19 protein-coding genes are annotated in these 18,834 nt (G+C 68.2%); 8 read left to right on the top strand and 11 right to left on the bottom strand.

Going from position 1 to position 18,834, the window contains the following annotated elements; all coding sequences use genetic code 11:
* Window positions 1-6: 6 nt before the first annotated feature.
* The 3 genes from IPP91_16150 to IPP91_16140 form a co-directional block, all read right to left on the bottom strand.
* Entirely contained in the window at window positions 7-1,581 is a 1,575-nt protein-coding gene (locus IPP91_16150) for a DEAD/DEAH box helicase (protein MBL0143593.1), read from the bottom strand.
* A gap of 254 nt (window positions 1,582-1,835) precedes the next feature.
* On the bottom strand, window positions 1,836-2,516 hold the full coding sequence (locus IPP91_16145) for an NnrU family protein (protein ID MBL0143592.1): 681 nt from the start codon (window positions 2,514-2,516) through the stop codon (window positions 1,836-1,838).
* Between the two features lie 16 nt (window positions 2,517-2,532).
* Window positions 2,533-4,341, bottom strand: coding sequence for a bicyclomycin resistance protein (locus IPP91_16140; protein ID MBL0143591.1), 1,809 nt, complete (start codon window positions 4,339-4,341; stop codon window positions 2,533-2,535).
* Window positions 4,342-4,478: 137 nt separating this feature from the next.
* On the opposite strand from IPP91_16140, the gene IPP91_16135 reads away from it, so the two are divergent.
* Genes IPP91_16135 through IPP91_16105 form a run of 7 tightly spaced genes read left to right on the top strand, consistent with a single transcriptional unit; the run spans window position 4,479 to window position 10,874 of the window.
* Window positions 4,479-5,684 carry an ABC transporter substrate-binding protein gene (locus IPP91_16135; protein ID MBL0143590.1) on the top strand — a complete coding sequence of 402 codons (1,206 nt, stop codon included), beginning with the start codon at window positions 4,479-4,481 and terminating at the stop codon, window positions 5,682-5,684.
* A 52-nt stretch (window positions 5,685-5,736) separates the two neighbouring features.
* Window positions 5,737-7,221 carry an amidase gene (locus IPP91_16130; protein MBL0143589.1) on the top strand — a complete coding sequence of 495 codons (1,485 nt, stop codon included), beginning with the start codon at window positions 5,737-5,739 and terminating at the stop codon, window positions 7,219-7,221.
* A gap of 13 nt (window positions 7,222-7,234) precedes the next feature.
* Window positions 7,235-8,125 (top strand): branched-chain amino acid ABC transporter permease, encoded by an 891-nt coding sequence (locus IPP91_16125; protein ID MBL0143588.1) that lies wholly within the window; start codon window positions 7,235-7,237, stop codon window positions 8,123-8,125.
* Window positions 8,122-9,093 carry a branched-chain amino acid ABC transporter permease gene (locus IPP91_16120; protein MBL0143587.1) on the top strand — a complete coding sequence of 324 codons (972 nt, stop codon included), beginning with the start codon at window positions 8,122-8,124 and terminating at the stop codon, window positions 9,091-9,093. The genes IPP91_16125 and IPP91_16120 overlap by 4 nt, the downstream gene beginning before the upstream one ends.
* The gene (locus tag IPP91_16115; GenBank protein MBL0143586.1) at window positions 9,090-9,812 is read left to right on the top strand and encodes an ATP-binding cassette domain-containing protein; all 723 of its coding nucleotides are present in this window, start codon (window positions 9,090-9,092) and stop codon (window positions 9,810-9,812) included. Before IPP91_16120 ends, IPP91_16115 begins: the two co-directional genes overlap by 4 nt.
* Window positions 9,805-10,539: an ABC transporter ATP-binding protein gene (locus IPP91_16110; GenBank protein MBL0143585.1), complete on the top strand. Its 735-nt coding sequence runs from the start codon at window positions 9,805-9,807 to the stop codon at window positions 10,537-10,539. Before IPP91_16115 ends, IPP91_16110 begins: the two co-directional genes overlap by 8 nt.
* Window positions 10,539-10,874: an ureidoglycolate lyase gene (locus tag IPP91_16105; GenBank protein ID MBL0143584.1), complete on the top strand. Its 336-nt coding sequence runs from the start codon at window positions 10,539-10,541 to the stop codon at window positions 10,872-10,874. The genes IPP91_16110 and IPP91_16105 overlap by 1 nt, the downstream gene beginning before the upstream one ends.
* A gap of 2,706 nt (window positions 10,875-13,580) precedes the next feature.
* On the opposite strand, the gene IPP91_16100 is transcribed toward IPP91_16105, so the two are convergent.
* The 8 genes from IPP91_16100 to IPP91_16065 form a co-directional block, all read right to left on the bottom strand.
* Window positions 13,581-13,868 carry an XRE family transcriptional regulator gene (locus IPP91_16100; GenBank protein ID MBL0143583.1) on the bottom strand — a complete coding sequence of 96 codons (288 nt, stop codon included), beginning with the start codon at window positions 13,866-13,868 and terminating at the stop codon, window positions 13,581-13,583.
* A complete protein-coding gene (locus IPP91_16095) occupies window positions 13,852-14,115 on the bottom strand; it encodes a type II toxin-antitoxin system RelE/ParE family toxin (GenBank protein ID MBL0143582.1) in 264 nt (87 codons plus the stop codon). Before IPP91_16095 ends, IPP91_16100 begins: the two co-directional genes overlap by 17 nt.
* The gene (locus IPP91_16090) at window positions 14,087-15,199 is read right to left on the bottom strand and encodes a Fic family protein (protein ID MBL0143581.1); all 1,113 of its coding nucleotides are present in this window, start codon (window positions 15,197-15,199) and stop codon (window positions 14,087-14,089) included. Before IPP91_16090 ends, IPP91_16095 begins: the two co-directional genes overlap by 29 nt.
* 314 nt (window positions 15,200-15,513) lie before the next feature.
* Window positions 15,514-15,957 (bottom strand): hypothetical protein, encoded by a 444-nt coding sequence (locus IPP91_16085; protein MBL0143580.1) that lies wholly within the window; start codon window positions 15,955-15,957, stop codon window positions 15,514-15,516.
* Window positions 15,936-16,286 (bottom strand): hypothetical protein, encoded by a 351-nt coding sequence (locus IPP91_16080; protein ID MBL0143579.1) that lies wholly within the window; start codon window positions 16,284-16,286, stop codon window positions 15,936-15,938. Before IPP91_16080 ends, IPP91_16085 begins: the two co-directional genes overlap by 22 nt.
* Complete coding sequence (locus IPP91_16075) at window positions 16,258-17,313, bottom strand: hypothetical protein (GenBank protein ID MBL0143578.1); 1,056 nt, start codon at window positions 17,311-17,313, stop codon at window positions 16,258-16,260. The genes IPP91_16080 and IPP91_16075 overlap by 29 nt, the downstream gene beginning before the upstream one ends.
* Window positions 17,314-17,532: 219 nt before the next feature.
* Window positions 17,533-17,832, bottom strand: coding sequence for a putative addiction module antidote protein (locus tag IPP91_16070; protein ID MBL0143577.1), 300 nt, complete (start codon window positions 17,830-17,832; stop codon window positions 17,533-17,535).
* Window positions 17,833-18,067: 235 nt separating this feature from the next.
* On the bottom strand, window positions 18,068-18,238 hold the full coding sequence (locus tag IPP91_16065; GenBank protein ID MBL0143576.1) for an ATP-binding domain-containing protein: 171 nt from the start codon (window positions 18,236-18,238) through the stop codon (window positions 18,068-18,070).
* A gap of 30 nt (window positions 18,239-18,268) precedes the next feature.
* On the opposite strand from IPP91_16065, the gene IPP91_16060 reads away from it, so the two are divergent.
* Window positions 18,269-18,799, top strand: coding sequence for an ORF6N domain-containing protein (locus tag IPP91_16060; protein ID MBL0143575.1), 531 nt, complete (start codon window positions 18,269-18,271; stop codon window positions 18,797-18,799).
* Window positions 18,800-18,834: the final 35 nt, after the last annotated feature.

Below are 18,834 nucleotides of genomic sequence, written 5' to 3'. Positions count from 1 at the left end.
CCCCGATCAGGCGGCCTTGCGGCGGAAAAGCGCGGGCACGGCGTGGCCCCCCCGCTTCCTCACCGGTGCTTCGTCGGGCTGCTCGATGGGCTTCGCGTTCGGGGACGGCTCGTAGGGCTTGGAAAAATCAATGTCGCTGGCCGCGGGCTTTTGCGCCGCTCGTGGCGGACGTTCCTCGGTCCGCTTCTCGCTGCGGGGAGGACGCTCCTCGGTCCGCTTCTCGCTGCGGGGAGGACGCTCGTCGGTCCGTTTCTCGCTGCGAGGCGGACGCTCGTCGGTCCTCTTTTCGCTGGAGGGCGGGCGTTCCTCGGCCCGCTTTTCGCCGCGAGGCGGGCGGCGTTCGCCCGGCTCATTGCTTCTGCGAGACCGGCCACGGCCGCGCTCGCCGCGCGACTCATCGGCGGGAGCCTCCCCGGGATACGTGGCTGGCCTCGTGCCGTCGAAGCCGGGTACCGGACGGACCTCGATCTTCTTCTTGATCAACGCCTCCACCGCCGCGAACAGCGGACGGTCCTCGGCGCACACGATGGAGATCGCCTCGCCTTCGACGCCCGCGCGGCCGGTGCGGCCGATGCGGTGGACATAGTCCTCCGGCACGTGCGGAATGTCGAAATTCACCACATGCGGCAGCGCTTCGATGTCGAGTCCCCGGGCGGCGATGTCGGTGGCGACCAGCACGCGAACCTTGCTGTCCTTGAAGCTCTCGAGCGCCTCGATGCGCGCGTTCTGGCTCTTGTTGCCGTGGATCGCCGCAGCGTTGATGCCGTCGCGCTCGAGCTGGGAGGCGAGGCGGTTGGCGCCGTGTTTGGTCTTGCAGAAGACGAGCACCTGCTCCCAGCTGTTCGTCTTCACGAGATGCGAGAGGAGTTCGCGCTTGCGCTTCGAGTCGACAAAGTGGGCCCACTGCGTCACCAGCTCGGCCGGCGTGTTGCGGCGCGCGACCTCGACGGTGGTGGGGTCGCGGAGGAACTGCGCGGAGAGCTTGCGGATCTCGTCGGAGAAGGTCGCCGAGAACAGCAGCGTCTGGCGCGAGCCCGGGATCGTGTTGATGATGCGCTTGATGTCGGGGATGAAGCCCATGTCGAGCATCCGGTCGGCCTCGTCGAGGACGAGGATCTGCACGTGGCGCAGGTCCACGGCCTTCTGGCCCATGAGATCGAGCAGCCGCCCGGGCGTGGCGACGAGGATCTCGACGCCCTTTCGCATCTCGGCGATCTGGGGATTGATGTTCACGCCGCCGTAGACCACGAAGGGCCTGAGCGGGATGTGCTTGCCGTAGGTCTTCACGCTTTCGTAGACCTGGATGGCGAGTTCGCGCGTCGGCGTGAGGATGAGGCAGCGGACGGGGTGCAGCGCCGGTGAGAAGCTCTTGCTCGCGAAAGGCGCGAGCCGCTGCAGCAGCGGAAGGGTGAAGCCGGCTGTCTTGCCGGTGCCCGTCTGGGCGGCGCCGAGCAGGTCCCGCCCGGCAAGCACGACGGGAATGGCCTGCGACTGGATGGGGGTGGGTTCTGTGTAGCCTTGCTCCGCAACGGCGCGAAGCAGCTCGGGCAAGAGCCCGAGACTTTCGAAAGCCTGGCTGATGGTTTTCTCCTGAAGTGTCGGCCTGGAAGGGCATTGCGCCCCTGACCGGTTCAGGCAGATGAAACGTGTTTCGTTGGGATTCCGCGCCTTGTGGGCTGGCGGTGGGGCTTGAGGCGCTAACCGGTTGAAGCGACTCGGAAACCTTGGATGCGAATTCTACCTGAAAAGGGTTCAGGTTACCTTTCAGCCGGCCATCGCCCGAAAGCGACGGCGACAGAAAAGTAACGTGACCCCTTTTCAGGTCCCAGGGTTGGTTAGTAGGCCCTTACACCAAAAAGCCACGGGTGGGCGACCAGGACGACCCCGTAGAGGACCAGGCCCACGCCGAAGCGCTTGGCGCCGATCTCGCCCGCCGAGAAGGTGTTGCGCCCCTCCACGATGGCCGAAAACGGCACGTTGGAGGTGACGGCGGCGAACTGCGCCCACTCCTCGCCCAGGGAGTCGGCCTTGCGCGCATCGATGAGGGCGGTGCCGGCAAGCGCCAGCAGGAGGTAGCCCCCGAAAAATATCACCGAGGCCACGTCGCCCCTCGCCACCAGGTGGACGCCGGCCCAGAGAGCGATGCCCCACATGACCGGATGGCGGGTCACGCGGAGGATTCCGCGCGCCGGGCCCTGGCCCTTGAGCGTCGCCGCCTGCCCAACGGCCGAGGGGTTCTTCGACATCACGCCCGCTGCCACCAGCACCAGCGAGAACGGCATCACCACGAGGGGCCAGAGCTTCACGCCCGGAACCTGCCACACCGGCTCGAAAGGCGCGTGCAGGTACGCCCACGCCATCCATCCGATGGTCAGGAACGACACCAGCGAATAGGCGCCCAGGTAGGCTTTCTCCCCGATCGCCTCCACGAGCGAGGTCCGGAGCGCCGTGCTCGAGACGAAATGCGTCGCGAGGAAGACGAGGGTGGCAAGGGCGAGGTGGGCGATGGGGTCCATGGAGGCTCTTTCCGTTTCAGCGCGAGTCGGTCGGACGCCTGGAAGCATCGATGTCGAGGTACTTCCAGAAGTTGTTGCTCTGCACCGCGGGGCGGCGATAACCGAGCACCCACGGATACCACATGTCCGTGAGGATGCGGTGCGTGTTCACCTTCAAGGGCGCGTAGGCCACCATCAGCTTCGCCATCTCCTGGTAGAGCTTCGTTCGCTCCGGGCTGTCGGGCGTGACGCGCGCCTTGTCGTAGAGGCGGTCGTAGGCGTCGAGCTTGAAGCGCGCCCGGTTGCCCTTGAAGCCGGCGTTGGGGCCGTACAGCATGGATAGCCAGGTGTCCGCATCGGGCGCGGAGGCCGCCCCGCCCAGCTGCCAGATCATGAGCTTGCCGGCGTTGGATTCCTTGAGCAGGTCGGGCCACTTCCCCTTCCTGAACGTGATCCTGAGGCCCACGTCGTTCATGCTGCGCTTCCACAGCTCGTCGATCTGCTGGTCGCGCGCCGTGGGCGAGGAGGCGAATTCCAGCACGAGGGGGCTGCCGTCGGGCATCTCGCGGTAGCCGTCGCCGTCGCGGTCGCGGTAGCCGTACATGTCGAGCAGCGCCTTTGCCTTGGGGACGCTGTACTCGTTCGCGCTCGTGTGGAAGTCCGGGTCGTAGCCCGCGACGCCGGGGCTGTAGGGCGTCTGGGCGGGAATGGCCTGCCCCTTGCGGACGATGGCGATCTCGTCACGCGTGTTGTAGGCGAGCGAGATGGCGCGGCGCAGGGCGACCTTCTCGGGCGTGTAGCCGCCGACGAGTGGATCTTCCATGTTGAAATAGGCGAACGTGAGGTCGAGGCCGGGAACCTGTGCCATCTGGATGCCGCGCTTGCGCAGGTTGGGCGCGAGGTGATTGTTGGGGAAGGCCACGTTCGCGAACTCGGCGGAGACCTCGTAGATGAGGTCGTGCTCCTCGTTGAGGAAGGCGAGCCAGCGCGGCTGCGCCTCCTCGATGATGTAGACCTCGACGCGCCCCACCGTCGGCATGCGCTTGCCCTTCCGGGCGGCGAGGATGGCCTGCCCTTCGGCGTCCCCCGGGCCCGGCTCGCCATCGAAGTATTCCTCGCGGAAGCCCGGGTTCTCCTCGAAGACGAGCTTCGAGGAACGCTTCCAGAACGCGAGGCGGTAGGGCCCGGTCCCGACCGGGTGCGAGCCGAAGTCGTCACCGTAGTGCTCCACCGCTTCGCGCGCCACGGCGCACGAGACGCGGCAGTCGGCGAGGTTGTAGATGAAAACGTAGTAGGGATGCGTGAGCTTCACCTGCCAGGTGTAGCGGTCCAGGGCCTTCAGCCCCTCGATGGGCGCGTCGTAGTCGAAATGATTGGCCTTGCGGGCTTTCGCGAGCGCCTCGTCGCTGCCGACGATGATGCCCTCGATCTCGGCGAGCAACGGGGCGGCCATCTTCGGGTCCATGAGCCGCTTGATCGTGTAGACGTAATCCTCCGCGACCAACTCGCGCCTCTTCCCGCCGAACACGGGATCGTCCGCGAAGTAGATGCCCGGCTTCACGCGCATCGTGTAGGTGAGACCGTCCGCGCTGATTTCCGGCATCGAGACGAGCGTGTTGGGCTTGAGCTTCAACGGGCGCGCGAGGTAGTCGTACTTGAGCGGCGCGTCGAACATACCGGCGTTGAGGATGTTCGAGTAGAGGTCGCTGATCTTCTGCGGGTCGAGCGAGGTCTCGGCCACCGGGAAGGCGTAGCGGAAGACCTTCGCGGGGTCGGCCGCAAGCGCCGGCGTCCCGGCAGTGAGCACGGCTGCCGCGGCGAGTAGCGGTGCGATTTTCTCAAGCATGGATCTTCGCCCGTTAAGGGCTGTGCATCACGTTGTCGCGCAGTATACTCAAGCCGACGGTTGCCCCGCCGGCTGGCGCACTACAGGCCGCGTGATGGGTGCCGCATCGATGACAACACTTCACGAGGAGAACACCCATGGCGAGGCTTGCCCCCGTTGCTCTGTTCGGCGCCCTGTTCGCTGCAGGCGCCGCCGCCGCAGCCGATCCGATCGCGATCGGCATCAGCATCGCTCAGTCGCCCCCCGGATCGGTCGTCCAGGGCACGCAAGTGAAGGACGGCGTCGAGATCGTGAAGGACATGATCAACGCCAAGGGCGGGGTGCTCGGACGGCCCATCAAACTCATCTACGAGGACAACCAGGGCATTCCCGAGAAGGGACGGGCCGCGACCGAGAAACTGATCACCAAGGACAAGGTGGTGGCCATCGCCGGCGGGCACCAGAGCTCCGTCTGCCTCGCCGAGATCGAGGTGGCGCACCGCTACGGCACCCCGTACATCAACACCAACTGCTGGTCGGACGACGTGCGCAAGAAGGGCTACGCGGAAGTCTTCAGTCCCGGCAACTACAACACGCGCGTCTCGATGGCGATGGCCGAAACGATCGCGGCGATGCGCGTGAAGAGCGTGGTCGCCTTCGCGGAGAACACCGACTACGGTATCGGGCAGGCCAAGCTCCTCGCGGAGTTCATCAAGGCGAAGGCTCCCGGCACCCAGTTCAAGTACGAGACACTCGACCGCGCCGGCAAGGACTTCACGCCGGCCGTGCTCGCGCTGCGCGCCAATCCGCCCGAGATGGTCGTGAACGTCATGCTGCCGCCGGCCGCTTACATCCTCATGAACCAGCTCTACGAGCAGGGAGTGGCGCCGAGCGCGAAGACCTGGTCGTACGACGGGGCGGGCATCGCCGACTATCCGGACTTCTGGCAGAACGTGAAGGAGGCGGGCAAGTCGATGATCGCCTTCGGCCTCTACCATCCGAAGATGCCGATGCCTAAAGTCGGCAAGGACATCGCCGCCGAGTACACGAAGCGCACGAAGGCCGAGCCCAACCGGCTCATCTTCCAGGCGGCCGATTCGCTGCTGCTGGTGGTCGACGCGATCAAGCAGGCCAAGAGCACCGAGCCCGCCGCGATCGTGAAGGCGCTGCAGACGATGAAGTTCGAGGGTGCGCGCGGCGCGTTCCAGTTCGGCCGCGATCCCGGCTACGGCTTCCAGCAGTGGGTCGAGATCCCGTACGTGAACTACCAGCTCACCGAGGTGAACCAGCCGGTGTCGAAAGCGACCCTCATCCAGGGGCCGGGGATGCCGCTGGACGTGAAGAAGCTGCAGAGGGCCAAGTAGAGCTTCCAGGCGATTGCCCGTCCCGCTTCCGGGGCGGGCGATCCCGATCGCCATGCCCGACCTGAGAGACGCGCTGATCGGATACGCCGATTGGCAGGGCTATCGCCATGCCGAACGCGCCGACGCCTGGCTGGCGCGCCTCGAGATGACGCGGCCCGAGATCGACTTCTTCCGCGCGCAATCCGTCCCGGACGATCCGCCGTACCTGCCCGTGCCGGTCGCCGTCGCTGCGCCCGATGGCGCAGCCGCCGAGTGGCCCGATCGACCTTCCGGATCGGCCGAGGATCGCGCGTCGGCGGCACTCGCCCGCGCGAGGGACCACGCCTCGCTCGCGGCCTTCACGTGGCTTCCCGATGCCGTCCCCGAAGCGAGGCAAGGATGGCTCGCGGGCCTTCCGGTGGCGGTGAAGGACCTCATGCACGTCGCGGGGTTCCCGCTGAGCGGCGGCAGCGCCGCGTTCGAGCGCGTGCGATCGAACCATGATGCGGAGGTGGTCGCCCGCCTGCGGCGCGCGGGCGCCGCGTTCATGGGCTTTGCCAACCTGCACGAATTCGCCTATGGCATCACGAGCGACAACCCGCACTTCGGGCGCGTGGTGAACCCCGTGGCGCCCGGGCGCATTCCGGGCGGGTCGAGCGGCGGGTCGGCGGCGGCCATCGCTGCCGGAATCGTCACCGCAGCGCTCGGCACGGACACCGCCGGTTCGATCAGGATTCCGGCGGCGTGTTGCGGAATCGCCGGGTTCAAGCCGAGCTACGACGCACTTCCGCGCTCGGGCGTGCTCGACCTCGCGACCTCGCTGGACCACGTCGGACCGATGGGCCGGTCGGTGGCCGATTGCGCCGCGCTGTTTGCGGCGATGCTCGACCTGCCCGCGCTTCCCCCCTGGAACTATCGCGACCTGGCCGGCAGGACCGTCTGCCGTCTCAGGGGGTACTTCGACGAGCCGCTCGATCCGGAGGTGCGCGCAGCGGTGGACGAAGCCATGGCCGCCGCCGCCGCGGATGGCGCTGCGTGCATCGAAGGTGAGGTCGAGGGCGCCGGGGCCGCACCGGCCATCCAGCTCATGACGATCGCGCCGGAGGCAGGCGCGGTGCATGCCGAACGCGTGCGCAGCCGCGGCCACCTCCTCGGCGAGGACGTGCGGGTGCGCATCGAGGCCGGACAATTCATCCCCGGCTACTGGTACACGAAAGCGCAGCGCCTGCGCCGCCGCTTCGCGGACGCCGTCGATGCGGCGTTCGGAAACGCGGACGTGCTCGTGTGCGCGACGCTGCGTACGCCGGCGCCCGCCGTGGGCGCGGGCCGCGTGGCCATCGGCGGCGAGGATCATCCCCTGCACACCGCGGTCACGCAGCTCACGATGCCGTTCAATCTCTCGGGGCTCCCGGCGATCTCGATTCCCTGGACGATGTCGGCCGCAGGCGTGCCGATCGCGATCCAGGTGGCCGGCCGGCGGGGAAGCGACTGGCGCACGCTCGCCATCGCGCGCCGGCTCGAGGCAGCCTCGCCCTGGTCGCGGCGCGGCGCGCGATAGCCCGGAGACCGCCATGCTCGCGCTCGACCTCCTCGTGAACGGCCTTATCTTCGGCCTTTTCTACGCGCTGATGGCCGTCGGGCTCGCCATGATCTTCGGCGTGCTCAAGGTGGTGAATTTCGCCCACGGCGAGTTCTACATGGTGGGCGCGTACACCTACGTCCTGCTCGCGCTCAAGCTGGACATCTCTCCGTGGGCTGCGCTGCCGCTCGCGGCCGTCGCGGGCGCTGGCCTTGGCTGGCTCGTCGAACGCACGCTCATGCGCCCGCTCTACTCGGGCTATGCGAGCTGGAGCCTGATGAAGGACGAGTACGCGGTCGTGGTGACGTTCGGCCTGTCGCTACTCCTCATCAATGTCGTGGACAAGGTCGTGGGCCCGTATCCGTTCCGCGGACCGGCGCTCATCGAGACCTCGCGCTTTTCCTTGGGGCCGGTGATGCTCAACGGCCAGAAGCTCATCGCCGCGGGACTCTCGCTCGCCCTCCTCGTGGGCCTCGCGCTCTTCATCAAGCGGTCGCTGTGGGGGCGGCAGATCCAGGCGGTCGCGCAGAACCGTCTCGGCGCCTCGCTCGCCGGCATCGACGCCACCCGGACCACGAGCCTCATCTTCGCGATCTCCGGCCTCCTCGCGGCGCTCTCGGGGGCCCTGCTCGCGCCCCTCATCAACCCCGCGCCGGACGTCGGCGCTTTCCCGGCGGTGAAGTCGTACGTGATCGTGGTGCTCGGCGGCATGGGGTCGATCTGGGGGGCGATGGCGGCGGCGCTGCTGCTCGGCGTGCTGGAGGCTTTTTTCGCGGTGTACGTTTCCTACGACTATCGCGACGCATTCGGCCTGTTGATCCTCATCCTCGTCCTTCTGTTCCGGCCGCAGGGCCTCATGGGCGAGAAGGGGCGCGAGGTATGACCGGCGCCGCCAACCTCTGGGCCAACCGCCTGCGCACGGACTTCCGCGCCGCTCTCGCGGTGGTGGTCCTGCTGGCCCTCCTGCCGGCGGTGGTGACCTCGCCCTACTCGCTCGGCATTCTCATCGTGAGCATCTACTTCGCAATGCTCGCGCTCGGGTGGAACCTGCTCGCCGGATTCACGGGGCAATTCTCGCTCGCCCCTGCCGCGTTCGCGATGCTGGGCGCCTATACGACCGCGCTCCTCGACTACCACCTGAAGGCGCCGCTCGCCATCGGCATCCCCGCGGCCGTGATCGGAACGGCGCTCCTCGGCCTGCTTCTGGGGCGCGTCGTGCTGCGCCTCAAGGGACCGTACCTCGCCCTCACCACGCTTTCCTTCGCGGAGATCGCGCGTGTCGTGGTCGGCAACTCGTACGAGTTCACGCGCGGTGACCAGGGGCTCAACGTGCCGACGCTGTTCGAGAGCCGCGTCGGCTACTACTACCTGTTCCTCGCCGTGCTGCTCGCGATGCTCGCGGGCCTGTACCGGCTCCTGCGCGGCCGTGCGGGGCGCTTCTGGCTGGCGATCCGCGACGACGAGACGGGGGCGGAGAGCCGCGGCATCGACGTGGTGCGCTACAAGGCGCTCGCCTTCGCACTCTCATGCGCGATCTGCGGGCTCGCCGGTTCACTCTACGGCACCTTCAGCCAGCTCGTGAGCCCGGAGCTGGGCCTGTTGATGCAGACGGGGCTCGTCATCTCGATGGTGGTGATCGGTGGCATCGGCACTCTCACGGGGCCGCTCGTCGGCGCGCTCCTCGTCTACCTCGCCTCGGAATGGATGCGGGGCTTCGGCAACATCCAGATGATCGTCTTCGCGGCGGTCGTGATCGTTTTCGCGCGCTTCTTCCGAACCGGGCTCTGGGGTCTCGCCACCCGCCCGCGGCGCGAGGCGGCGGCAGGCGGCGCCGCGGGAGTCAAGCCGTGAGCCTGCTGCGGATGCAGGGGCTCACCAAGCATTTCGGCGGCGTGGCGGCGGTCGAGGGTCTCTCGCTCGCCGTGGAATCCGGCGAGATCCTCGGGCTCATCGGCCCCAACGGCTCGGGCAAGACCACCGCGCTCAACATGCTCTCCGGGTTCCTCGCGCCGGACGCGGGCGAGGTCTGGCTGGACGGCAAGGTCGTGACCGGCATGGCCACCATGCCTCTCGCGCGCCGCGGCCTCCTGCGCATGTTCCAGATGTCGCGCGTGTTCGCGCGTATCACGGCCTTCGACAACCTGCTCACCGCGGGGCTCGCGATGGGCCTCGCCGAGGGTGAGGCCGAGCGCCGCGCCGGCTCCCTCCTCGAGGAACTCGGGCTCACGCCCGTGCGCTATCTCGACGCGGGCCAGCTCTCCGGGGGGCAGAAGAAGCTCCTCGAGTTCGGCATGTGCTTCATCGAGCCGCCGCGCATCGCGCTGCTCGACGAGCCTTTCGCGGCCGTGCACCCGGTGATGCGCGAGACGATGGCCTCCTTCATCCGCAACCGCAACGCCCAGGGCCAGACCTTCCTGCTCGTGAGCCACGACATGCCCATCGTGGTCGAGCTGTGCCAGCGCGCCGCCTGCATGAACGCAGGGAATCTCATCGCGATGGGCCCCACGCGCGCGGTGCTCGAGGACCGAGCCGTGATCGAGGCCTACCTCGGGGCCACGAGCGATGCCTGAGCTCCTGCTGCGCCTCGATCGCGTGACGGCGGGCTACGACCGCGACATCGATGTGCTGCGCGACGTCTCGCTCGACGTGCACGCGGGCCTCGTGAGCGGGCTCATCGGGCTCAACGGGGCGGGCAAGTCGACGGTGATCAAGACGGTGTGCGGCTTCCTCGCGCCGAAGGCCGGCACGATCGAGTTCCTGGGCGCCTCGATCGCGGGGATCGCCCCGCATCGCCTCATCGACCACGGCATCTGCTGCATCCCGCAGGAGTCGAGCCTGTTCCCGTACCTCACCGTCGAGGAGAACCTGCTCCTTCCGCTGCAGGGGCGCGCAAAGGTGTTCGCCGGCGTCATGCGCCAGCGGCACGAGGAGGTGCTCGAGATCTTCCCGGACATCAAGCGCAAGAGGCACTCGCAGGCCGGCGACCTCTCCGGCGGGCAGCAGAAGCAGGTGGAATTCGCCAAGGCCTGGCTGCAGGGGCCGAAGCTCTGCCTCATCGACGAGCCGAGCATCGGGCTCTCGCCGATCCTTGCCGAGGAAGTCTTCCGTTGGATCGAGAAGTTCGCGCGCTCCGGCATGGGCGTGCTCCTCATCGACCACAACGTGCGCCGCGTGGTGAAGATGTCCGACCACGTCCACGTCCTGAGCCTGGGGCGCATCGCCGCTTCGGGGCGGCGCGAGGATTTCGAGGGCGACCTGCACGAGCAGGTGAAGCAGTGGCTGGGCCTGGACTACTGATGCGCGAGATTGCGGCGCGGCCGATGGACGCCGCCGCGTTCGCGCCGTACGGGACGCTCATCGATGCGGACGCGGTGCGCCCCGAAGCGATCAACGACGGCAGCACGTTGCGCCATGCGGACCTTGCGACGCTGGACCTTCGCGGCCCCGGCCGCGACCCGGTGATCTCGATCTATGTCGCGAAGGCGCGCGCCTTCCCGCTCGCGATCGCAAGGCTCGAGCGCCATGCGCAGGCGGCGCAGGTCTTCATCCCGCTCGGCCCGTTTCGCTTCGTCGTGATCGTCGCGGGGGGGGGGCCGGGCGCCGGGACGGCGACGCCCCGCCCCGGGGCCTAGATGGACTCTCCTGGACGCGTTCGTCGCCGCGCCCCGGCAGGGGCCCGAGGCGCCCCGCTCGTGTGGATCGCGGCTCCTGGCATCACCGGGCTGGCCCGGTCGCGCTTGGCAACGGCGAGCGCGGTTCGCCGTGATCGGGGCGGAAACTCCGCGTCGACCCAGTGGAGGTCTGCCTCGCCGGCGCCGATCCGGCTCTTGCCGCCAGGTTGCCCGTCGTCGCGGGCGCGCCCCGCGGGCCGCGCCCGCCGGCCCGCCGCGCCATCGCCCAGTGGCGGGGCCGATGGGCGCGGCGCGCTCCTGCGCGGCGCGGTTCGCCCCCCCGGCCCCCCCCCGGGGGCGCGCCGCGCCCCGTCCCATGGGTCTCGCAGGTTCGCGGCCGCGGTGCGTACCTGCCTGGTTGCGGTGGCCGGCGCAACGGGTTGCGCCAGCGTACCGCCGACGCGACCTTCCGGGCCTCGGCGCCAGTGGGATTCGGTGGTAGTGTGTGGCGCCAGATGTCTCGGCTCCGGCGTTAACGGAGAATCACACTGGGCGCGGTCCTCAAAGCCGGGCTCAGCGCCATCCGGGCCGCCGCCGCCCGCGGCCCCCCCGGGCCGCCGGGGGGAGCCGCGGGCCCCGGGGGCGCGCAGGCCGGTCGGGGCGTCGCCGGTGTCGGGCGGCTGGCGCGGCCAGCAGGGCAGCGCGCGGGTGGTGGTGCATCGAGAAGACCCCCCGCGCTGGCGGTGTGCGGGAAGAAGGAAGGCCCGGCCCACCCCCCCGGGCAGGCGCGCCGGCGGAGCGTCGCCAGCGCCCGACGACGAGCACCGTCGAGCGCCGCGGGCGGGGGCGGCGCCCCCCCCCCCCCCCCCCCCCGCCCCCCCCCGGGGGGGCCCCCCCGCCCGGCCGCCCCCCCCGCCGGGGGCCCCCCCCCCCCGGCATCGGCCTGGCCGCGCTGCTGATCGTCGCCGGCGGTGCGGTCTATTGGCTGGCGCAAAGCAACAGCAAGGCCGCCCCCAGCTATGTGACCACCGAACTGCGCAAGGGCAACCTCACGCTCACCGTATCGGCAAACGGCACACTGCAACCCACGCGCGGAGGTCGGCGCACTCTCGCACAGGGGCGTGGGGGGACGGAACGACCGGGAGGCCGGCCGGGGAATCGACGCCCCGTGGTGTCGGCGCCGTGGGGTTCGGGGCGGCGCGGGGCGCGGCGGCGCAGCCGCGGCCATGCGACCGAATCGCGCGCCACGCCGCGCGCTTCGGCGGTGACGCCTCTCGCGGCCGCGTTCCTCGGCCACCGAACTCGACAGCGCGCGCGCCGCCGGACCGCGCCGGCCAGCGAATCCAGCGCCGCGGGTTAAACGTCGCGGCCCCCCCGCCCCCCCCGAACGAGACCGCCCTTCCGCCGCTCCGCTCGCCGCTCGGGGGGGGGAAGGCCGCCCCCGGGTCGACCCGGGCAGGGCGGTGGCGGCCGCCGGGCGGGCCGGGACCCTGTTTCGGGGGCGGAGAACCGGACGCAACGGAGCCGAAGCCGCGCGTCGGCGAGGCCGGCGTGGGCTCGGTGGAAGCGGGCCAGAAGCGCCGCCCGCGCGCCTACCTTTCGCGCCCTTTCCCGGCGACCATCACCCGCGTGGCCTTTCGGTCCCACCATGCCACCACCAACAACGCCGGACCTGGCGTTTCCCCCCGCGAGGAAACAACCCCCCCCCCCCCCCCCGCCGAGGGCTTACACCTCCCCCCACCGGAGCGGGATGAGGTCGTGCTTGTCCTCCTCCCTTTGTTTCCCCCCCCCCCCCCCCGCCCCACCCCCAAGTCCCGGGCACCACCTCCTCCGCCCCCCCCCCCCCAACAAGCAGCAGCAGAGTTCAAGGTGCCCGGCCCAAAGCGGCTTCCCCGGGCCCCCCAGTCGGGGTCCCGCGTGGGGTATTCCCCCCCAGATTTTATCAGCATTGTCGTTACCGAAGTCGGGGCACCAACCCCCCCGGCCCGCCGTAATCAACCCCGGGTGGCCCGGGTCCCCCCGGAAACGAGGAAGCCCGCCGGGCGGCGGAACACGGGTTGCCCCGGGGTACCACGGGGGTGGGGGCAGGGGCGGGGGTCCGGGGCCCGGGCGTCCCCCCCACAAACAGGGCGCCTTGGTCCCCGGCGCCCCCGGCCCCGGGCAGCCCCCGGGGGAAACCCGGGGGGTCCCTCCGGCACACGCGGGACCCCCCCGTCCCCCGGGAACGCCGGGGGGTGGGGGCGTCCCCGCGCGGGGGGGTGTCCCCGCCCCCCCGTGCCCCTGGGCTTGTCTCGGGGCACAATTCGGGGGAAGCCCCGGTGGGCGGGGGAGAACGCCGAGCCGCCCCGACGGGCGAACCTGCCGGCGCGCCGCGGCGCCGCGCGCGCGCTCGATGCCACCGGGCCAAGGGCTGGGAGCACCACACGCCGGGCCGAACCCCCGCGCCAGCAGCGCGGCGATTGCGCCCCCCGCGCCGGCCGTTCCCCCCCCAAACCCCCCGGCAACCCGAAGGGGCAAGGAGACAAAAACTGGGGGGGCACCAATGCCGCCTCTCATTACCGTGCTGATGGTCACGCACGAGCCCGACATGGCGGCTCTACGCGCGGCGTATCGCGTTTTATCCACGGTTCGCCATGAAAGAGCAGCGTCCCGCCCCCGACGCTGCGGCCAGGCACTTCCCCTCAGGCCGCCGCTTCTCCACCAGCCGCTCGATGCGGAGCTGGAACCCTACTTAACCGTGATGCGAATCTCCCGCCCCACCGCACTCGCGGCCCGGATGAGCGTATCGAGCTGGACTGTGGTGCAGGCCGGATCGAGCACCCGGTCGAGCTGCGACCGGCTCGTATGCATACGCCTGGCCATCTCCACCTTCGACAGGTTGGCCTTCGCCATGCCTTCCGCGATCGCCTCGGAGACGGCTCTCTTCAGCGCGACCATGTGCACTTCGTCGTAAAGGCCGTCCTCGCGCAGGAGAACGTCGAGGCGCGATCCCCGGTGCTTATTGGTCTTCGGCATCCTTCCACTCCTTCCAGCGCGCAAGCGCGAGGGCGATTTCATCAGCGGGCGTACGCTGCGACTTCTTGATGAAACCATGCAGCAGGACAATCTCACCGCCGGCAATCGCGAACAGCACTCTCGCGACTCGGGATCCCGGGTTGGAACGTACCTCCCACACGCTGCCTTGCAGGTGACCTGCCTGGGATGCTTCGGCCCGTGCACTGCAAGGCGGAACCTCAATACGGATCGAACGTGTTGCTGTCACCCGTGAGCAAGTTCATGAGCTTCGGGTGAACGAAGAGCTTTTCCTTGCCGAAGGCCTGCTCGACGAGCACACCGATCGAAACGAGTGCCTTGAGATAGCGCGCCGCTGCCTGCCGCCCCGCGATCCTGGCCTGCACGAGATTCGCGATGCGACAGTAGGGCTGCTCGAAGATCACGTTCAACAGTTCGTGGCTGTAGATCTTCGGGAGTTTCTCGCGCACGTGCCAAGTGGTCTCGCTGGCCAGTCTTCGAACCGCGCCGATCTTGGCCGTTGTCCACCCGGCGGTGTCTTCCACCGCGCGCAGCATGTAGAGCAGCCACGGTTCCCAGGCGCCGTCGCGTGTGACGGCGAGCAGCAGGCGGTAGTAGTCCGCCTTGTTCGCGATGATGTAGCGGCTGAGGTAGAGGATCGGGAGCGGCAGCAGGCCTTGCTCGACGAGGAACAGGCTGTTCAACACGCGACCGGTTCGCCCGTTGCCATCGGTGAACGGATGAATCGCTTCGAACTGGTAGTGCGCAGCAGCCATTCGCACGAGCGGTTCGATCGTGTCTTCCTCGTGCAGGAAGCGCTCCCAGTTGGCGAGCAGGTCGCGGATGCGCCCTTCGCCTTCGGGCGGTGTGTAGACCACCTTGCCAGTGGCGTCGTTGGCAAGCGCGGTGCCCGGCACCTTGCGCACGCTCATCTCCACGCCTTTGATCTGCGTGCAGATCGACTCCGCGGTCCGTGTCGTCAAGGGCCGATTCTTCAGCGCCGCGACACCTTCGAGCAGCGCGCGCCGGTAGCGCAGCGCCTCCCTGGTCGCGGAGTCGGCGCTGCTGTCGGCCTGCAGGTGCCGAAACATCTTGTCGGCCGTGGTGACGATGTTCTCGATTTCCGAGCTCGCCCGGGCCTCCAGCAGGGGAAGGGTGTTGATCAGCATCGCGGGGTTGGGGATCAGTTCCGCGGCCTGCTTCAATTCCGCGAGCGCCGCGCGCGCCCCGATGCATTGCTTCAACACCCGCTTCGTCTCGAGCTCCATGGCGGGAGGGAGACGTGGAAGATCGTTGTAGGGCCTGTCCGGCTGCCAGGCTGCGGGTGCGCTCATGTCGCCAGAACTCATTTTTTGCGCCATGTCGAGAGCTTATGTCGCTGGCGACGACACGTCAAGAGAACGTGTCGCAAAAGATCAACTTTTACGACACGAGCGGTGGCCGCTGTAGCTGCCGACCGTAAATTGAACTCCGCTTTACCCCCTCCGACATCACGAGGAAGAGCTTCATCGTCGCCCGCGTCGTAGCCGCCCGTGAATCTGTATAGCCGATGCGCGGCCAGCTGGTCGAACGCCCCGAGGGCCGAGCCCTCCCGCCTCCGGAAGGTCACCACCGCGATGCAGCAACGCGTGAACCCGTCACCAAACGATCATCCACTCCTCTCCAGCCCGGCGCAGAGCACTTCCAGAAGTCGACGCGCGCGCCCGAGTTCCATGCGGGACTGCGCTGCGAGGAGCATTGCGCCCTTCTCGTCCGCTTCCGGTCGCAGTATGGAAAGCAGTCGCTCGCAACCGCCTTCCCCGAGCAAGACGATCATGTCGCGAGCAAGAAGTGTCACGCCGGCCTCGACATGATCGAAATCCTCCGCCTCGAAGAGGTCGGGATGGTCTGCCGCGGCGCGGTCGAGATTGCCGAGATCCATGTAATGCCGAAGGAACAGGAAGAGATCGCCCGCGTCGAGCCCGGGGTGGGTGTACTTGCGATCGCGCCACGCCGTGATCTTGAGTATCGCCAAGGCAGCGACTGGTGGGACCCGGACGAGCGTTCCCTCGGGCAGCGATACGTCGACGCTTACCGCAAACGCCTCGTCCACGCCGAAGCAATCGAAGACCTCGCGCTCGTCTGGCGGCCAGGCGAACGTGCGGTCCTTTCGCTAGATGTCGCCAAAGGGAACGATGTCGAGCGGCCGCGCCCGGGCCGGCGGAGCGCGGCCGTGCTCCAGTTGCGCACCATCATGGCGAAGTCGGCGTCCTGCGTCGCGCGGTTGGGTTCGATGCCGTGGGCGTAATGCACCCTGAGATCACGCGCTGCCGCGCCCATCAGGAAGAACGGAATGCCGAGCGGCCCGGCCACCGCCTGCAGTGCGCGCACCAGGCGCGACAGGGCGGCCAGCTCAGGCTTGCTGGAAAAGTCGAGCGACATGCGTTTCGTAGACCAGCTTCGCCGTCTCGATGCAGCGTGCGTCGCTGGTAGCGAGCAGATCTGCATAGACGAGCACTGGCGGTGCTACATCGGTGAGACCCGTGTCGGGAGTGAAGTTCCAGAACCGGCGCCGCACTTCGACAACAGCGGCATGGCCTGGCTCTGGCTGCTTGAGGAATGTCCTCTGCGCGGCGAGCAGAGCCGGCAGCTTTTCGGCATAAATTGTCAGTTCGCCCGGTCGCAGGTAGTCGGTGAGCAGCGCGGCGGCAGGTTCCGCACCCCACAGCGCACCGTATTGCGCCAACGGCCACTCGCGCCAACCATCCAGCGCCGGCACGTAATAGCGACCGATCAGCATGCGCGGACGCAGTTGGCGCGCGTACGCATCCACCCACTGCGCGAGCAGGCGTTCGAGTTGGTGCATGCGCCGCGTACCGCGCTTTCCCTTTGCCTGCGCGACGAAGCCTTGCTGCTGCAGGTCCGGGATTACCCAACCGACAGTTCCATGCGCCACACCAGCCATGACAGCAAGTTCCCGATAGGGGCGGTTGACCCGAGTCGGATCGCAGAGCAGCGCGAATACCACTTGCAGGCCCGTGGGTTGGAAAGCCCGACCCATGGCGGGCGGCACAATCGGCGTGAGGGGTTTGTTCCCTTTCACCCAAACGAGCGTGCCCTCCTGCTCGAGATAGGCGTTGCCCGCCGCGTCAAGGAAAGGCACGCGGCGCGCCTTCAGCGTGTCGGCCATCGGCGGCGTCACGTAATCGGTGACGAGTAACGCCTGCTGGCCCAGCCGCTCAAGTTGATGCAGGACCACGCCCAATGTCGCCGGGCGCAGCGCACGCTTGATTTCCACGGCGTAAAGCGCGGTCTGAGGACCGCGACCGAGACGTACCAGCGCATCGGCGCGCGTGCGGCCGAGGGCTGGCTCTGTCTGGACCAGCTCTGCGGTCAGGCCAAGCTGGCGAGCGGTACCGAGGGTGGCTTCGAGCAGTCGGTGTTCAGCCGTGTCAGGATGATCATTCATGGAGGCAAATTGTCCACGAATCATGGACAAACGTCAATAGTGGACAATATGGAGTCAGACGTGATCGCGAATCCATAGTAATCCAATATACAGAGTCGTCCACGGGTCATGGACAAGCGTTCATGCTATCCAATGCCCTACAACCGCCCCAGCATCACCCCCGCCACCCCCTCCGTCATCACGAGGACGAGCTTCATCGTCGCCCGCGTCGCCCGATAGTCACGCCGCCTGCGCGCGAAATCGCACCCCGAGCGCCCGCGCAACCTTGAGCACGGTATCGAACCGGGGCTTGGCGCCCGGCGCCAAGGCCTTGTAGAGGCTTTCCCGTCCGAGCCCCGATTCCTTTGCCACTTGCGCCATCCCCTTGGCCCGGGCGACGTCGCCGAGGGCACGAAGCAGAAGATCGGGATCGTCCGCCTCGAGGATGGCCGTGAGGTATTCCGCGATTGCCGCGCCGTCGTCGAGATAGCGGGCTGCGTCGAAGGCGAGAAGCTTTCGAACCGGCTTGGTCTTCCTCATGGATGCTCTCCGATTTCGGCGGCGATGCGCACCTGGGCGCGCTTGTCCGCAAGGCTGTCCAGCCATTCGGAGAACTCCTCCGTCAGGCGAAGTGTGAAGGGCATGTTAGTGTATCCATGTGGATACTAGCGGTCTAGTCGTCAGTGGAAGAGCGCCCGGAGCCATGCGTACATCAACGCGAACGACAGGGCGTACGTGCACAGCCGCGCACGAAACGCCGACGGTTTCCAACGGCTCATTGGCCGCGCTTCCAAATTGCCCGCGTCGCCCCCACGAAGACCTTGCGCATCTCGATCTCCGCCAGCGCCTCGAAGTCGATCTCCGCGAGGATCACGCACGGCGCGCTTCGCCCCTTGAACCGGACCACCGAGTCCAGGAGCACCTCGTCCTCCTCCTCCTCGGTCATCCGACGACCGGCCAAAGACGTTTGATGCGAATGGGCTCCACCACGCCGATCGCCGATTCCATCGAGGCCAGCATCCTGCTCGTTCGCGGGCACCGGGTCCTGCTGGACGAGGATCTCGCCCGGCTCTACGGCGTCGAGGTCAGGGCCCTTAACCAGGCCGTGCGCCGCAATGCAGCCCGCTTTCCCGATGATTTCCTCATCCGCCTGACTCCCGAAGAGTCCGCCCGTCTAAGATCACAAACTGTGATCTTAGAAACCGGTCGTGGAAGGCACCGGAAGTTCGCCCCGACGGCATTCACCGAGCAGGGCGTCGCGATGCTTTCCTCCGTCCTTCGCAGCCCGAGAGCCATCCTCGTGAACATCGAGATCATGAGGGCCTTCGTGCGCCTGCGTCAGATGCTTGCGGGCAATGCCGAGCTCGCCCGGAAGCTCGCCGAACTCGAAAGCCGCTACGACGCACGCTTCAAGGTCGTCTTCGAGGCGATCCGGGGCCTCATGTCGGCCGAGACGAAGCCGAGGCGCCGCATCGGATTCGCCCCGTGGGGCGAGGACGGCAAATAGGCGGCAACAAGGCCTTAGGGATCCGGCTGCCCTGG

This window comes from Betaproteobacteria bacterium, assembly GCA_016720855.1.
Lineage (GTDB): Bacteria > Pseudomonadota > Gammaproteobacteria > Burkholderiales > Usitatibacteraceae > FEB-7.
The sequence above is the reverse complement of the archived record's forward strand: the minus strand, read 5'-3'. Positions and strand labels throughout refer to the sequence as shown.